Origin of the sequence: Bradyrhizobium sp. U87765 SZCCT0048, assembly GCF_018131225.1 — a bacterium.
GTDB lineage: Bacteria > Pseudomonadota > Alphaproteobacteria > Rhizobiales > Xanthobacteraceae > Bradyrhizobium_A.
Genome location: NZ_JAFCMM010000003.1, coordinates 627,872 through 642,555, shown reverse-complemented (window position 1 = coordinate 642,555; position 14,684 = coordinate 627,872). Strand labels below are relative to the sequence as shown.

Annotated in this window: 14 protein-coding genes; 8 read left to right on the top strand and 6 right to left on the bottom strand. The window is 67.2% G+C overall.

Translation table 11 applies throughout. The features are described from left to right. Positions 1 to 16 precede the first annotated feature (16 nt). From JQ639_RS21515 to JQ639_RS21505, 3 genes are all read left to right on the top strand, one after another. The gene (locus JQ639_RS21515) at positions 17 to 610 is read left to right on the top strand and encodes an SCO family protein (protein WP_211968294.1); all 594 of its coding nucleotides are present in this window, start codon (positions 17 to 19) and stop codon (positions 608 to 610) included. A gap of 140 nt (positions 611 to 750) precedes the next feature. Continuing rightward, entirely contained in the window at positions 751 to 1,668 is a 918-nt protein-coding gene (locus JQ639_RS21510) for a transporter substrate-binding domain-containing protein (RefSeq protein ID WP_211968293.1), read from the top strand. A gap of 114 nt (positions 1,669 to 1,782) precedes the next feature. Beyond that, positions 1,783 to 3,420: a lysine--tRNA ligase gene (locus tag JQ639_RS21505; protein WP_211968292.1), complete on the top strand. Its 1,638-nt coding sequence runs from the start codon at positions 1,783 to 1,785 to the stop codon at positions 3,418 to 3,420. A gap of 57 nt (positions 3,421 to 3,477) precedes the next feature. Here the strand turns inward: JQ639_RS21505 and JQ639_RS21500 are convergent, their stop codons facing one another. Beyond that, positions 3,478 to 4,107 carry a S24 family peptidase gene (locus JQ639_RS21500; RefSeq protein ID WP_211968291.1) on the bottom strand — a complete coding sequence of 210 codons (630 nt, stop codon included), beginning with the start codon at positions 4,105 to 4,107 and terminating at the stop codon, positions 3,478 to 3,480. Between the two features lie 345 nt (positions 4,108 to 4,452). Here JQ639_RS21500 and JQ639_RS21495 point away from each other — a divergent pair, with 345 nt between their 5' ends. Further along, the gene (locus JQ639_RS21495) at positions 4,453 to 4,797 is read left to right on the top strand and encodes a DUF952 domain-containing protein (RefSeq protein ID WP_211968290.1); all 345 of its coding nucleotides are present in this window, start codon (positions 4,453 to 4,455) and stop codon (positions 4,795 to 4,797) included. Then, a complete protein-coding gene (locus JQ639_RS21490) occupies positions 4,794 to 5,885 on the top strand; it encodes a quinone-dependent dihydroorotate dehydrogenase (protein ID WP_211968289.1) in 1,092 nt (363 codons plus the stop codon). The genes JQ639_RS21495 and JQ639_RS21490 overlap by 4 nt, the downstream gene beginning before the upstream one ends. 12 nt (positions 5,886 to 5,897) lie before the next feature. Here the strand turns inward: JQ639_RS21490 and JQ639_RS21485 are convergent, their stop codons facing one another. The 5 genes from JQ639_RS21485 to JQ639_RS21465 all read right to left on the bottom strand — a co-directional run bounded on the left by JQ639_RS21485 (position 5,898) and on the right by JQ639_RS21465 (position 11,350). Next, positions 5,898 to 7,064, bottom strand: a complete 1,167-nt coding sequence (locus JQ639_RS21485; protein ID WP_211968288.1) for a haloacid dehalogenase type II — start codon at positions 7,062 to 7,064, stop codon at positions 5,898 to 5,900. Between the two features lie 56 nt (positions 7,065 to 7,120). Further along, complete coding sequence (locus JQ639_RS21480) at positions 7,121 to 7,423, bottom strand: hypothetical protein (RefSeq protein WP_211968287.1); 303 nt, start codon at positions 7,421 to 7,423, stop codon at positions 7,121 to 7,123. Further along, on the bottom strand, positions 7,407 to 9,344 hold the full coding sequence (locus JQ639_RS21475) for a C1 family peptidase (protein ID WP_211968286.1): 1,938 nt from the start codon (positions 9,342 to 9,344) through the stop codon (positions 7,407 to 7,409). Before JQ639_RS21475 ends, JQ639_RS21480 begins: the two co-directional genes overlap by 17 nt. A 241-nt stretch (positions 9,345 to 9,585) precedes the next feature. Next, positions 9,586 to 10,929, bottom strand: coding sequence for an MATE family efflux transporter (locus JQ639_RS21470; RefSeq protein ID WP_249123370.1), 1,344 nt, complete (start codon positions 10,927 to 10,929; stop codon positions 9,586 to 9,588). A 94-nt stretch (positions 10,930 to 11,023) separates the two neighbouring features. Further along, entirely contained in the window at positions 11,024 to 11,350 is a 327-nt protein-coding gene (locus JQ639_RS21465) for a DUF6460 domain-containing protein (protein WP_371745158.1), read from the bottom strand. A gap of 308 nt (positions 11,351 to 11,658) precedes the next feature. Here JQ639_RS21465 and ltnD point away from each other — a divergent pair, with 308 nt between their 5' ends. From ltnD to otnK, 3 genes are read left to right on the top strand one after another with little or no spacing between them, the layout of a single operon-like run. Next, positions 11,659 to 12,588: an L-threonate dehydrogenase gene (gene ltnD / locus JQ639_RS21460; RefSeq protein ID WP_211968285.1), complete on the top strand. Its 930-nt coding sequence runs from the start codon at positions 11,659 to 11,661 to the stop codon at positions 12,586 to 12,588. A gap of 30 nt (positions 12,589 to 12,618) precedes the next feature. Beyond that, a complete protein-coding gene (otnI, locus tag JQ639_RS21455; RefSeq protein ID WP_211968284.1) occupies positions 12,619 to 13,392 on the top strand; it encodes a 2-oxo-tetronate isomerase in 774 nt (257 codons plus the stop codon). 3 nt (positions 13,393 to 13,395) lie between these two features. After that, entirely contained in the window at positions 13,396 to 14,664 is a 1,269-nt protein-coding gene (gene otnK, locus JQ639_RS21450; RefSeq protein ID WP_211968283.1) for a 3-oxo-tetronate kinase, read from the top strand. Positions 14,665 to 14,684: the final 20 nt, after the last annotated feature.

Below are 14,684 nucleotides of genomic sequence, written 5' to 3'. Positions count from 1 at the left end.
AAAGACGGGAATTGACATGACGGATCGGACGGCGCGCCCGCTTGTTGTGGTGGCGGCATTCGCGGCGAGCCTCGCCATCGGCCTTCTTGCCACGCTGTGGCTGCTCGGCGGCTTCAGCGGCGCCACGGCGCCCGCGGCGATCGGGGGTCCGTTCCAGCTCAGCGACCAGGCCGGCCAGCCCGTCACGGAGAAGAGCCTCCAGGGCAAGCCGACCTTGATCTTCTTCGGCTTCACCCATTGCCCCGACGTCTGTCCGACCTCGCTGTTCGAGATTTCCGAGGTGCTGCGGGCGATGGGCAGCGACGCCGACAAGGTGAACGCCTATTTCGTGTCGGTCGACCCGGAGCGCGACACGCCGGCGGCGATGAAGGACTACCTGTCGAGCTTCGATCCGCACCTCAAGGGATTGACCGGTAATTCCGATGCCGTCGCCAAGGTCATCTCGGCCTACCGCGTCTATGCCAAGAAGGTGCCGCTCAAGGATGGCGACTACACCATGGACCATACGGCCCTGATCTACTTGATGGACCGGAACGGCCGGTTCGTGGCGCCGTTCAACCTCAAGCGCAAACCGGAAGAGGCGGCCGCGGACCTCAAGCGGTATATTTGATCGGATCGAGCCTCTGAAGGCCCGATCGCTCTCGCGAACGACGCCGGATCGTCTATAACGCCCGCATGCAGATGGTTCCCGTCAGGCGCTTTCCGTCCGGATCGGCTGAGCCCGCGCGCTTTGCGCGCCGGGCGGGAGCCATGTTGGCGGCGTTGTGCGGCCTCGGCCTGCTGAGCGTCGCCGCTGGCGCCGAGACCGTGGCCCAGGGCGCCCCGCCGCCGACTGCGGTTCCGGCACCTGCGGGGGCACCGGCCAGCAAGCCGGCAACGATTGCGCCGGGTGCTCAGGTCGCCCCCCAGGCGGTTCCCGGCTTCTGGGACCCGCGTCGCCGCCCGGATCGGCCCGACCTCAGTCGTCTGACAGTGATCAGGTTTCTGACGGAAACCGACTATCCGCCGTTCAACTTCGCCGGGCCCGACGGCAACCCGGCCGGTTTCAATGTCGACCTCGCCCGCCTGATCTGCGAAGAGATCAAGGTCACCTGCACCATCCAGATGCGGCGCTTCGAGACGCTGGTGGACTCGCTGACCAGCAACCGCGGTGATGCCATCGTCGCCTCGCTCGCGGCGACGCCGCAGCTGCGCGCCAAGGTCGACTTCAGCGACCCTTATTACCGTGCGCCCGCGCGCTTCGTGTCGCGGCGTGACGCGGTGATGGCGGAGATTCGCCCCGAATACCTCGAGGGCAAGAAAGTCGGCGCCATCGCCGGCTCCGCGCACGAAGCCTTCCTGAAATCACAGTTCACCGATGCGCAGATCGTCGGCTACGCCGATGACGAGGCGCTGCGCACCGCCCTGCGCAAGGGCGACGTCGACCTGATTTTCGGCGACGCCATCTCGCTGGCGTTCTGGATCAATGGCACCGATTCCGCCGAGTGCTGCGCCTTCAGCGGCGGCCCGTTCGTCGAGAGCCGCTATTTCGGCGAGGGGGTCGGCATCGCCGTTCGCAAGGGCAACGACGTGCTGCGCCAGGCCCTGAACTGGGCGATGTTCCGGATCTGGGAAAAAGGCCGCTACACCGACCTGTGGCTGCGCTACTTCTCGGTCAGCCCGTTCTGAACCACTCCATGCGGGAGCTGATCTCCCGAACAACGGTCCCGCAGCGGCTTCACGCCGCGCCTCTGGCCGGATATGACAGTTCCTTGCGCACCGGCGCGAACGAAAGAGGATGTAATGTCGAACGAAATCCCCGGCACCGCGAGCGAGTTGCGGGCGCTGGCCGAACAGTCCAACGCATGGCCCTTCGAGCAGGCGAAGCTGATCGTCGCCCGTCTGAAGAAAAAGCCGAAGGACGAAGTGCTGTTCGAGACCGGCTATGGGCCGTCGGGGCTGCCGCACATCGGCACGTTCGGCGAGGTCGCGCGCACCAGCATGGTGCGCCATGCGTTCCGCGTGCTGACCGAGGACAAGATCAGGACGCGCCTCTTGGCGTTCTCCGACGACATGGACGGCCTGCGCAAGGTGCCTGACAATATCCCGAACAAGGATCTGCTCGTTCCGCATCTCGGCAAGCCGCTGACGCGCGTGCCCGATCCGTTCGGCACCCATCCGAGCTTCGGCGAGCACAACAACGCGCGGCTGCGCGCCTTCCTCGATGCGTTCGGCTTCGATTACGCGTTCGCGAGCTCGACGGACTACTACACGTCCGGCCGGTTCGACGCGACCTTGCTCAAGGTGCTGGAGCGCTTCGACAAGGTGATGGCGATCATGCTGCCGTCGCTGCGCGAGGAGCGCGCGGCGAGCTACTCGCCGTTCCTGCCGATCTGCCCGCGCACCGGCGTGGTGCTGCAGGTGCCGATCGTGGCACAGGACGTCGAGGCCGGCACGATTTCCTATGACGATCCCGAAACCAACGAGCGGGTGACGGTGCCGGTCACCGGCGGCCACTGCAAGCTGCAGTGGAAGCCGGACTGGGCGATGCGCTGGACCGCGCTCGGCGTCGATTACGAAATGGCCGGCAAGGACCTGATCGATTCCGTCAAGCTTTCGGGCAAGATCTGCAGCGCGCTCGACGGCACGCCGCCGGAGGGCTTCAACTACGAGCTGTTCCTCGACGACAAGGGCCAGAAGATCTCGAAGTCCAAGGGCAACGGCCTCACCATCGAGGAGTGGCTGCGCTACGCTTCGCCGGAATCGCTGTCGCTGTTCATGTACCGCGAGCCCAAGGCGGCGAAGCGGCTGTACTTCGACGTCATCCCGCGCAACGTCGACGACTACCAGCAGTTCCTCGATGGCTATGGCCGACAGGACGGCAAGCAGCGCCTCGCCAATCCGGTGTGGCACATCCACGGCGGCAACCCGCCGCCGGCGGACATGCCCGTCACCTTCCAGTTGCTGCTGACGCTGGTGTCGTCGTCGAACGCGGAGAACGCCGAGACGCTGTGGGGCTTCATCGGCCGCTACCGCCCGGGGGTGACGCCGCAGACCCATCCCAGGCTCGATGCCCTCGTCGGCTACGCCATCAACTACTACCGCGACTTCGTCGCGCCGACGAAGCAGTTCCGCGAACCGACAGCGGAAGAACGCGTCGCGCTGTCCGACCTGCGCGATGCGCTGTCGCAGTTGCCGGCCGAGGCGACCGCCGAGGACATCCAGAACGTCGTCTACGAGATCGGCCGCCGCGATCCGTTCCTCGACCATGCCAAGAAGGGCAAGGACGGCCGTCCCGGCGTGTCGCTCGACTGGTTCAACATGCTCTACCAGGTGCTGCTGGGACAGGAGAAGGGCCCGCGCTTCGGCTCCTTCGTCGCGGTCTACGGCCTCAGCAATGCGGTGGCGATGATCGACGGCGCACTGGCGCGCTCGGCCTGAATTGTGGATGTTTGCGCTGTTCGGCGCTTCACTGCGCCGAACAGCGATCCTTATTGCCTACTGCCGCACCCAGATGATCCGTGCGATCCAGGCGACGTCGGCGGCGGCGAGGCCGAATTCCCTTGGTTCGGTCTCCAGCGACTGCAGTTCGATGGTGCGCGCGGTGCGGCGTCGCAGGACGCACAACGACAAGGTGCTGTCGCGCATGCGCACCACGACCCGGTCGCCGAGGCGGACCGGAGCGTCCGGCGACGCCACGACGACATCGCCGTCGCAGTAGGCTGGCGCCAGTGCATCGCCCGTGATCTCGAGCGCGAACAGGTGCCGCTCGACGATGGCGGATGGCAGAGCCAGCTTGTCCCAGCCCGGTCCGACTGGATAGCCGGCGACGTCGAAATGTTCCGGCGTGGCTGCCCGTGCAAGGCTCGTGACCGGAATGGTCGGTGTGTCCGGCTCAGCCGTGCCCATCAGCCGCACGAAGGTGTCGAGGCTGGTTTCCGTTGCGGCCAGCGCCTTGGCGAGCGATTCGGTGGAGGGCCAGCGCGCGCGGCCGTCGCCGGTCACGCGCTTGGATTTGTTGAACGTGGTCGGATCGAGGCCGGCGCGGCGCGCGAGCCCGGATGGCGACAGCCCGGCGCGGGTCGCCAGCCGGTCGATGGCGGTCCAGATCTGCTCATGCGTCAGCATGGCGGCTCAACGGTTGCGGCCCGATCCCGCGGGATGGGCCTGTGCTCGGGGCACCCGGTGCGGCCGATTTGACGACGGGCCGCTGCGGTCCTTGAAAAGGGCCATCTGAACCGGACCACGCAAAAATCGTGTGGCCTTCAGCGTCAGTGCCGCAGAAAAGGCGCGGCCGAAGTCTGGTCAAAATCAACGTTGTGAGACTAGGAATGATTACCTCGAATGGCGCGCGCGCGCAATGTCGCAGGCCCCCTTGCCGGCGGCGCTTGAACGTGCACAGTGCCGTCGCTACGGTTTTCACTGATCTTCAAAATCCTGAATTAGTTCAACAATTCGCAAGAACCAGACCGCGTGCCGACGATCTATAAAATTTGTTCCGCCTCCGCCTGGCGCGAAGCCGAGCGACGCGGGAGCTATACGGGCAGCGCCGACGACCTGCGCGACGGCTTCATCCATTTCTCGACCGCCGCCCAGGTGGCGGAAACGGCGCGCAAGCACTTCTTCGGCCAGACCGGGTTGTTTCTGGTGGCCGTGGATGCGGCCGTGCTGGGGGATGACCTGCGCTGGGAGCCGTCTCGTGGCGGGGCACTGTTTCCGCATCTCTATGGGGAGCTCGATCTCGGTGCAGTCATTGCGGTGCATGACCTGCGCGCCCGTTCCGATGGAGGCCACGACGTGCCGGAGTTGACATCGTGATCCGCGCGCTCGAAGCCTTCTCGCTGCCGCTGCTGCGCTGGCTCGAAGCGGAGGACGCGCACCGTCTCGCCATTCAGGGGCTGCGGTTGCTGCCGCCGCCGCGGCCGCGGATCGAAAATCCAATGCTGTCGGTGCGCGCGTTCGGCCTCAATTTTCCGAACCCGATCGGCATGGCGGCCGGCTTCGACAAGAATGCCGAAGTGCCGGATGAACTGCTGCGGCTCGGCTTCGGCTTTGTCGAGATCGGTTCGGTGACGCCGCGGCCGCAGAGCGGCAATCCGCGGCCGCGCCTGTTCCGCCTCGCGGCCGATGACGGCGTCATCAACCGCATGGGCTTCAACAACGATGGCGGCGAGGCCGTGTTGCGGCGTCTTGCGGCGCGCGCCAACCGCGGTGGCATCGTCGGCGTCAATGTCGGCGCCAACAAGGACTCGGCCGATCGAGCCGCCGACTATGTCGCGCTGATCGAAAAGTTCGCGCCGGTGGCCAGCTATTTCACGGTCAACGTCTCCTCGCCCAACACGCCAGGCCTGCGTAACCTGCAGCAGGCTTCGCAGCTCGACGATCTGCTGGCGCGGGTGATCGATGCGCGTGACCGCGTGCGCACCAGTGCCGGCGAAACGCCGGTGCTGCTCAAGATCGCGCCGGACCTGTCGCTCGCCGAGCTCGACGACGTCGTCCATGTCGCGCGCTCGCGCCGTGTCGACGGCATGATCGTGTCCAACACCACGCTGGCGCGGCCGCCGTCGCTGCGCAGCTCGCAGGCGGCGGAACAGGGTGGTCTGTCGGGACGGCCGGTGTTCCGACTGTCGACCCGCATGGTCGCGGAGACCTACGTCCGCGTCGAGGGCGCGTTTCCGCTGATCGGCGTCGGCGGCATCGATTCCGGCGGCGCCGCGCTGATGAAGATTCGGGCCGGCGCCAGCCTGATCCAGCTGTACTCGTCGCTGGTCTACAAGGGCCTCGGCCTTGTCGAGGAGATCAAGACTGATCTCGTTTCGGTGCTGCGGCGGACGGGGCGTGAATCGATCGGCGAGATCGTCGGCGCGGACGCGGCGACCATCACCGCCGAAGACTGGCCGGTGTGATAGCGGTCGCCGTCACGTCCTGAAATACATCATCGGCGCGTTCGGACGGCCCACGAAGCATTGATGGGTGAATCCGAAGCGCTTGATGATCGTTTCCGCATGCAGTGCGTTGGCCTTGCCGGCGCCGAAGTCGAGCATCCGCGACGATCCGTCGGTGACGATCCAGTCGCTGCCCGATTGCTGCGCGACGACCCCGGCAAGGTCGAAGGCAACCGCGTCTTCGCCGGCCATTGCGCCCGCCGGCGCCTTGCCTCCAGCCGTGAAATACATCATCGGCGCATGCGGGCGGCCGACGAAGCACATCCGGTCGAAACCATAGTGAGTGACGACGTCGCGGGCGCGCTGTGCGTTGGCCTGACTGGCGCCGAAGTCGAGCAGCGACTGGCTGCCGTCGATTACCGTCCAGCGCCCGGCGATCTCGGCGACCTGGAGGCTGCCGGGGTGAATGACGATGCAGTCGTCGGGCGCCGGAACCGCTGCCGCGCCCAGTTGCTGTGCAAGGTCGACGAGACTCGTGGCGTTGAAATCGAAGGCGGGATCTGGGTGGTTGCCAGGCGATCCAGCCGGGCCATTCTCGCTCGGGCGGGCGATGTAGGCGGTGCGGAAGCCCTGAGCTCTGGCGGCGTTGAGGTCGTAATTGTGGGCGGCGACCATCAGGATCTCGGCCGGCTTCACGTTCAACGTCGCCGCGGCCATCTGGTAGACCGCCGGCGTCGGCTTGTACGCCTTGATGCTCGCGGCGGACAGCAACTGGTCGAATGTCAGGCCGGCGCGGGTGCGCAGCGCGGTCTGGGTCGCGACGCTCATATTGGAGAGCACCGCGAGCGTATAGTGGCTGTGCAGCGCCTGAAGTCCTGCCGCGACGTCCGGCCATGGCGGCAGGGTGTGCCATAGCGCGGTGTAGTCCACGATCGCTTGTGATGCCTTGTTGCCGAGCTGCCGCAGCGGCAGCGGCGTCGCCGTGGCGTTCTGCAGGATGGTGTCCGGTGGCACCCAGCCGCCTCCGGCCAGCACCTGTCCGACGCCGGCCGAATAGCCGGCCAGCGCGGCGGCCGCAAAGCCGCCGCCCTGCAGGCTGAGGCCATATCGGGTGTTCAGCGGGCCGACGCCCTGCGCCAGGCCGTCATAGGCATCGAACACGGTGCCGATGATGTCGAAGGTCAGGGCCTTCAGCTCCATGACACGCTCCACGGAGGATGGATGTGATGGACGGGATTGCCGCGCCGGCGTAACCGCTACGGCACGACGGTGACGGCGATGTCGTGCGCCTCGCGGGGCGGCTGGCCTGGCACCCGGACGAGGCGCAGCTCGACGAGGCAATGGCCCGGCATGCGCCCGGTGACGGCGAGCGCCTGCGGCAGGCTCCCGCCCGACGGCGCGTCGGGCGGGCGTGGCCCGGCGGGGCCGATGCTGGCCGTGATGGCGTTGGCGTCGCCGCGGATCGCAAGCTGCCAGACATAGCCGACCGAGCCCGCACTGGTGAGAGGGACGCTTGCCCTCTCACCGACGTGCAGAGTGAGGTCAGTGGGTGTTGCCAATGACGACTCCTGCGTGCCAGCCGGCGCCGTCGCGCCAGTAGTGCTGCAGCATGCCATCAGTGCGCAGAACGACAACCTCGAGATTGAAGCCGAAGCTGCCTTCGACCAGCGCCAGCACCCGCGCGACGCCGGAGCCGAACGTTGCCGACTTGCTCCACACCCAGTTGGCGTTCTGGTTGTTGCGCCACCAGTGCTCGACCGCACCGGCCTTGTTGGCGACGACCAGTTCGAAGTTGCCGTGGCCATGCTCGTCCGCCATGCCGTACTGGCCCTGGATCATCACCGGCGCCGACGCGACGTTGGCCCCGAACAGCTGATCGCCCTGCCAGGTCGATCCGTTGCGCCAGAAGTGCTGCATCTGGCCCGAGGTCAACACCGCGACCAGTTCCAGGTTGCCCCAGGTGCTCTGGATCAGGCTCGGACCCATCGTGGCGATGTTGCTGCCGAAAGTCACGCTCGGCTGCCAGGTGCTGCCGCCACGCCACCAGTGCTGCAACTGGTTGCCGCCGACCCCGACCACCACCTCGAAGTTGCCGGGACCCCAGCTGCTCTCGATGAAGCCGACACCGCCGGTGGCATTGTTCGGGCCGAACACCGGTCCGTCCTTCCAGCTCGCCGAGGCCTGGTCGAAGTAGCGGTGGTGCAGCCGGCCCGCGGTGGTGCGGTACACCATCTCGAAGTTGCGGTTGTAGCTGGTCGCCGTGAAGGTCGGCGGATCGGCGACGTCGTTGCCGATGGTCTCCGCCTTGGCCCAGGGCATCGCGCCGCTGGAATTGTCACGCCACCAGTGCGTCCAGGAGTTGCCGGGACCCGGCGCGATCAGCTCGAAATTGCGGTGCAGCGCGCCGTCACCGCTCTCGATCATGCCGCCGCCATGGGTGCGGCGCTTGGTCCACGGATCGGGATTGGTCAGACGGACGCCGAGCTTGGCGCTGTCGTCGATGCCGCACTGGCCATACTTGATCAGCCAGTAGCCCTGGTTGCCGAGCGATGGCCCCCACGAGTTCTTCACGATCCAGCAGCCGAGATTGTCGTCGAAGCCGACGGCGAGCATGATGTGGCCGCCGAGATCGGTCGCACTCGACACCTTCTGGTACGGCGTGTTGCCGTGCCAGCCCTGGAAGTCGCTCCAGACCTCGAAATACACCACCAGCGGGCCGACGTTCTGGATCCAGTTCTTCTGGTCCTGAATGTTGTCGATCGAGGTGTAGGCCGGGATCTTCACGGTGCGGCCGTTGCGGCTGCCCACCGGCGCCCATGCGGGCGGCGGCTTCATCGATCCGCCGCCGCAGCCGTTCGGCGATGGATTCCAGTAGGGTCCGCTGCGGTCGCCGGGGTCGCTGTCGACCCAGGGCACGCAGTCGAGATCGGTGACGCCGTTCGATGCGAACCAGTTGAGCACCGGAACGGGATCGCCGCACTGGCCGCACGGGATCTTGTTGGCCTCGATGTAGTCGCCTTCGGAGCGTGGGCTCCACACGCAGTGTTCGATGCGCACCATGCACTCGACGAGTGCGGTCGGCGCGTAGATCCAGCAATGCTCGCAGGGATCCTGGTCGCGGATCGCGGTGACCCACGGCCAGCCGAAGCGGTTGCGCCAGTCGACGACCAGCGGCGCGGCCGGCCCACCGGCGGGAGCGGCGTTCGGGCTCGCGCCGGCCTGTCCGAGGAACGGCGGCGGCGAGCGCAGCACGCCGCGCGTCAGCAGATCGCGCGCGAGCAGGATGTTCGTCGGCGGATTGTCCCGGACCACCGCCTCGACATCGACCCGGCGGCTCGGCACCGCGGGCGGCGGCTTGCTCACCGCGCCGAGGGGCGGGCGGCGGATCGGTTCACTGTCGGCGAATTGCGGATTGACGGTCCAGGGTAGGTTTTCGCGCGCGAGCTCCTGGCGAAGCTCGCCATAGGTCTGAAAAGCCATGACGCAGTCTCCAGAGATGATGATGACAAATGCTTCAAATTTTCTTTGAGTGCAGAAATGTCAGCCGGCCATCCCCGGCGTTGGCCTTTCGGCCAACAAGCAGAATGCTCTGCGATCGGAAGTGTGCACGCCAAACGCTACGGTGGATGTGATGTGGATCACACTTGCGACGGAACCGGTATCCACGCACGTCACGTGTTGGTGTTGCGGCGCCGGCGCACAGTGCAGCAGTTGTCCGCGCTCAGGCGAAGGTCGCGCGCAGCAGGCCGCGATAGCGCATCATCTGCAACAGGCCGCGCGCCAGCAGGAACACCAGCAGCGCGCCCCACAGGCCCGCATTGCCGAGCGGCTTCAGCAGCCACCATCCGGCGAAGTAGCAGCCGAGCGACACGATCATCAGATTGCGCATGTCGCGCGACCATGTGGCGCCGATGTAGACGCCGTCGAACGCATAGGCCATCACCCCGCACAGCGGCGCGAGTGCCGCGAGCCACATGTAGTCGCGCGCGGTCTGGCGCACGTCGGGGCTCGTGGTGATGAAATCGATCAGAGGGCCGCCGGCGGTGACGAACACGATGGTCACCGCCGCGGCGAAAGCGAAGCCCCAGATCACGATGAGGCGCACTGCCTGCGAAAAGCCCGTGCGGTCGCGCGCGCCGATGCTGCGGCCGCACAGCTGCTCGGCGGCATTGGCAAGGCCGTCGAGAAAGAACGAGCCGATCAGCATGAAGTTGTTGAGCACGGCGTTGGCGGCCAGCACGTTGTCACCGGCGCGTGCGCCCTCGGCGGTGAAGAACAGGAAGACGGCAATCAGCGCCGCGGTGCGGATCATGATGTCGCGGTTGACCGCGAGCATGCGGCCGAGCTTGGCGCGGTCGAACAGCGTGCGCGAAGTGACGCCGAAGCGGCCGCCGAGCAGGCGCCACGCGACGATCGCACCGGCGATGCAGCCTGCGCCTTCGGCGATGATCGCGGCGATTGCGGCGCCGGCGATGCCCTTGCCAGCACCGAGTACCAGCCACACCGTCGCGGCCATGTTGACGACGTTGATGATGATCTGCAGCATCAGGGCGCTGCCGGGCCGCGCCTGGCCGACCAGCCAGCCGAGCAGCACGTAATTGGCGAGCACGAACGGCGCCGACCACAGGCGGATGGCGAAGTAGGTCTTCGCCGCGGCGGTCACCGCATCGCTGCCGCCGAGCAGGCCGAAGACCGCGCTGGAGAGCGGCAGCTGCAGCGCGAGCAGGGCGAGGCCGACCACGCTGCTCAGCAGCACCGCACGCACCAGCACGGCGCGGATCTCCGGTGCATCGCTGGCGCCCTGTGCCTGCGCGGTGAGCGCCACGGTGCCCATCCGCAGGAAGCCGAACAGCCAGAACATGCAGTCGAACACCACCGAGGCCATCGCGACGCCGCCCAGCAGATGGGATTCGCCGAGGCGGCCGATCGCGGCGGTCGCCACCACGCCGAGGAATGGCGTCGTCAGGTTCGCCAGCATCGCGGGGCCGGCGAGGGCGAACACCCGCCGTGTGGTCACGGCAGGCTGGAGCGTCGCGGCGGAGGGCGGCGAGGCGTGGTCTTGCATCAATTGTCTTGCATCAGGGGTGATCCATCGCCCGGCTGAGGCCGCGGCAGGCGGCGCGGGCCGTGATGCCCGCGCCCGGCGTGGCGGGACAGTCTCAGCGCGGCTTGTGCGAGCCGAAGATGCGCATCAGCAGCCAGACCGGGATGACGATCACCGCGCCGAGCAGGAAGTAGCGCCACAGCCAGTTCACCGTCTCGAAGCCGCGCTCCCAGATGCTCTGGAACAGCAGGCGGATGCTGACAACGATATTCCAGGGATCGAAGCCGATGGCCGCCAGCACCACGCCGACCAAGATCGACAGCAGGATCAGACGGAACAGGACCGTCAGCGGTGAGCCGCCGAGAAAGCGCGACAACCCGTCGCCCGCTGGCTGGCGGTACTCTGGCGCCTTGGTTTCGATCGGCTTGTCGTCCATCGACATCTCTGGTCTCCCGGCTGCGCCGTCATCCGGCGCGAAGGCCCACATAGTGAGGCAAGTGGGTCCCGACGCAAGTGGGGGAAGTGGGAACCTGCGTCAAGTCACCACCGCCCCGATGGTGCATGAATTTACTGTCATGCGCAGGCGAGGTCTACCTGAGGCGACGCGGGCATCCACGATGCGGTGAGTCATCGTCCGGCCTCGACTCGCCTTGGGCGACGCGCCCGGTCTAGACTGGTGGCCAGAACATACCGCCGCCTCCCCGGCGCGGGCCAGACAGACGACAACAAACGATAACAAGCGAAGGTCAGATGGAAACGTCACACCCCCACCACCGCGCGGCCGTGATCGGTCTCGGCTCGATGGGCTATGGCATGGCGCTGTCATTGCGGCGCAAGGGGCTGCAGGTTGCGGGATACGATGTCCGGCCCGAGGTCAGCCAGCGCTTCGCGCATGACAGCGGTGGCATCGCTGCGGCGACGGCGCAGGAGGCGGCGAAATACGCCGACATCGTGGTGGTCGTGGTCGTCAATGCCGATCAGACCGATGCGGTGCTGTTCGGCGCGCAGGGTATCGCCACCGTGATGCAAAAGGGCGCGGTGATTCTGTCCTGTGCCACCATGGCGCCAGAGCGGGCGCGGGCGTTCGCGGCCGCGGCGACTGACGCTGGGCTGCTCTATGTCGACAGCCCGATCAGTGGCGGCGCGCAGCGCGCCGCGGAGGGCGCGCTCACCGTGCTGGCGTCCGGTGCACCGGAGGCGATGACGAAAGCCGAGCCGGCGCTCGACGCCATGGCGGCGAAGGTCTATCGCCTCGGCGACGAGCCGGGCACCGGCGCGGCCTTCAAGATGGTCAATCAACTGCTCGCCGGCGTGCACATCGCGGCGGCGTCGGAGGCGATGGTATTCGCCAAACGCCTCGGCCTCGACATCGCCAAGGTGTACGAGGTGATCACGGCGTCCGCCGGCAACTCCTGGATGTTCGAGAACCGCATGCCCCATGTGCTGGATGGCGACTACACGCCGCGCAGCGCGGTCGACATCTTCACCAAGGATCTCGGCATCATCAACGACATGTCGCGCTCGGCGAAATTTCCCACCCCGGTTGCATCCGCTGCGCTGCAGATGTTCCTGATGACCGCGGCCGCCGGCATGGGCCGTGACGACGACGCCTCCGTGGCACGGCTCTATGCCCGGGTCGCCGGCCTCGAGCTGCCGCTGACCAAGACGGCCCAGAGCTGAGCTTCAACGTTACGAGAACGAGACCCGCCGATGCCGCGCTTCGCCGCCAACCTCACGATGATGTTCAACGAGTGGTCGTTCCTCGACCGCTTTGCCGCAGCGGCCGACGTCGGCTTCGACGCGGTCGAGTTTCTGTTTCCCTACGATTTCACGCCCGACGAGGTCGCCGAGCGGCTGCAGCGCAACAAGCTGACGCCGGCGCTGTTCAACGGGCCGCCGGGGGACTGGGACAAGGGCGAGCGTGGCTTTGCGGCGCGGCCGGACCAGCGCGCGGCGTTCGAGGCGTCGATCGACACGGCGCTGGTGTATGTCAGGGCGACGGGCGTCAAGCGTCTGCATGTCATGGCCGGCCTCGCGCCGGCGCAGGATCCGGCGGCGATGGCCGCTTATGAGCGCGCTTTGCTGTTCGCCTCGGACCGCGCGGACGAAGCTGGCATCGACATCGTGATCGAGCCGATCAATCCGCGCGACGTGCCCGGCTACTTCCTCAACAATTTCGACGTCGCCGCCGACATCGTGCGGCGGCTGGCGCGGCCGAACCTCAAGCTGCAGTTCGACATCTATCACCGCCAGATCATCCATGGCGACGTCACCCGCGGCCTCGAGGCGATGATGCCAATTATCGGACATATCCAGGTTGCCTCGGTGCCGGAGCGCCACGAGCCGTGCAGCGGCGAACTCGATGACGCGCGGGTGTTCGGCGTGCTCGACCGCCTCGGCTACGCCGGCTTCGTCGGCTGCGAATACCGGCCTGCGGGCAAGACGCTCGATGGTCTCGGCTGGCTTTCGGGCGTGCGGAGGTAAGCCATGATTCTCGGATGCGTGGCCGACGACCTGACCGGTGCGACCGATCTCGCACTGATGCTGACGCGCGAGGGTCTGCGCACGGTGCAGTCCACCGGGTTGCCGCCGGACGATCTCGACGTGTCGCAGGTCGATGCGGTGGTGGTGGCGCTGAAATCGCGGACGATTGCGGCCGCCGATGCCGTCGCGCAGTCGCTGGCGGCGGCCCGCGCGCTGCGGCGGCTCGGCGCACAGCGGCTGTTCTTCAAATATTGCTCGACCTTCGATTCGACCGACGACGGCAACATCGGTCCGGTGGGCGACGCGCTGCTCGATTTCACGGGGGGCGGCGTCACCATCGCCTGTCCCGCATTTCCCAGGGCGGGCCGCACGATCTATGCCGGCTATCTCTTCGTCAACGGCGTCCCGCTGAACGAAAGCCCGATGAAGGACCATCCGTTGACGCCGATGCACGACGCCAACCTGGTGCGCGTGCTGCAGCGGCAGACCGGGCGGCCGGTCGGGCTGATCGGTTCCGACACGGTCGAGCGCGGCGTGGCCGCGGTGCGCGAGGCGCTGGCGGGAAGGGCGACCTATTTCATTGTCGACGCCATCGCGGACGCGCATCTTCGGGTGATCGGCGCGGCGACGGCGCATCTGCCGCTGATCACCGGCGGTTCGGGTGTGGCGATGGGCCTGCCGGCGGCCTATCGCGACGCCGGTTTGCTGCCCGCGCTAACGCCGCCGCCGGAGCGACTGGCCGCGCCGAAAGGGCGCGCAGCGATCCTCGCCGGATCGTGTTCGGCAGCGACGCGCGGCCAGGTCAAGGCGGCGATCGACGCCGGCCTGCCGCACCTGCGCATCGATCCGCTGGACGTTGCGAGCGGCACGCAGACCGCGCAGCATGTGTTGCAATGGATCGCGCGTCAGCCGCAGGACAAGCCTTTCCTCGTCTATTCCAGCGACGATCCCGAGGCGGTGCGCGAGGTGCAGCAGCGGCTCGGCCGTTCCCAGGCCGGCACCATTGTCGAGGACCTGCTCGGGCGCGTCGCGGCGGCGCTGCCGGCGCAAGGCTTTACCCGCCTGATCGTCGCGGGCGGCGAAACGTCGGGCGCGGTGATGCAGGCGCTCGACGCCGGCGTGCTGAGCATCGGCCCGGAAATCGATCCAGGCGTGCCATGGACGCTGGCGCGACCGCGCGTGCAGGCGGGAGTGGAGATGGCGCTCGCCTTGAAGTCCGGCAATTTCGGCGCGCCCGACTTCTTCCTCAAGGCCTGGGACCGGCTGACGTGAGCGGCGGTACGGAAAGGATC

What these genes read in the sequence shown, in the direction of transcription:
- JQ639_RS21515 (WP_211968294.1), top strand. Translation starts at nt 17, where the DNA reads ATGACGGATCGGACGGCGCGCCCGCTTGTTGTGGTGGCGGCATTCGCG.
- JQ639_RS21510 (WP_211968293.1), top strand. Translation starts at nt 751, where the DNA reads ATGTTGGCGGCGTTGTGCGGCCTCGGCCTGCTGAGCGTCGCCGCTGGC.
- JQ639_RS21505 (WP_211968292.1), top strand. Translation starts at nt 1,783, where the DNA reads ATGTCGAACGAAATCCCCGGCACCGCGAGCGAGTTGCGGGCGCTGGCC.
- JQ639_RS21500 (WP_211968291.1), bottom strand. Translation starts at nt 4,107, where the DNA reads ATGCTGACGCATGAGCAGATCTGGACCGCCATCGACCGGCTGGCGACC.
- JQ639_RS21485 (WP_211968288.1), bottom strand. Translation starts at nt 7,064, where the DNA reads ATGGAGCTGAAGGCCCTGACCTTCGACATCATCGGCACCGTGTTCGAT.
- JQ639_RS21475 (WP_211968286.1), bottom strand. Translation starts at nt 9,344, where the DNA reads ATGGCTTTTCAGACCTATGGCGAGCTTCGCCAGGAGCTCGCGCGCGAA.
- JQ639_RS21470 (WP_249123370.1), bottom strand. Translation starts at nt 10,929, where the DNA reads ATGCAAGACCACGCCTCGCCGCCCTCCGCCGCGACGCTCCAGCCTGCC.
- JQ639_RS21465 (WP_371745158.1), bottom strand. Translation starts at nt 11,350, where the DNA reads ATGTCGATGGACGACAAGCCGATCGAAACCAAGGCGCCAGAGTACCGC.
- ltnD (WP_211968285.1), top strand. Translation starts at nt 11,659, where the DNA reads ATGGAAACGTCACACCCCCACCACCGCGCGGCCGTGATCGGTCTCGGC.
- otnI (WP_211968284.1), top strand. Translation starts at nt 12,619, where the DNA reads ATGCCGCGCTTCGCCGCCAACCTCACGATGATGTTCAACGAGTGGTCG.
- otnK (WP_211968283.1), top strand. Translation starts at nt 13,396, where the DNA reads ATGATTCTCGGATGCGTGGCCGACGACCTGACCGGTGCGACCGATCTC.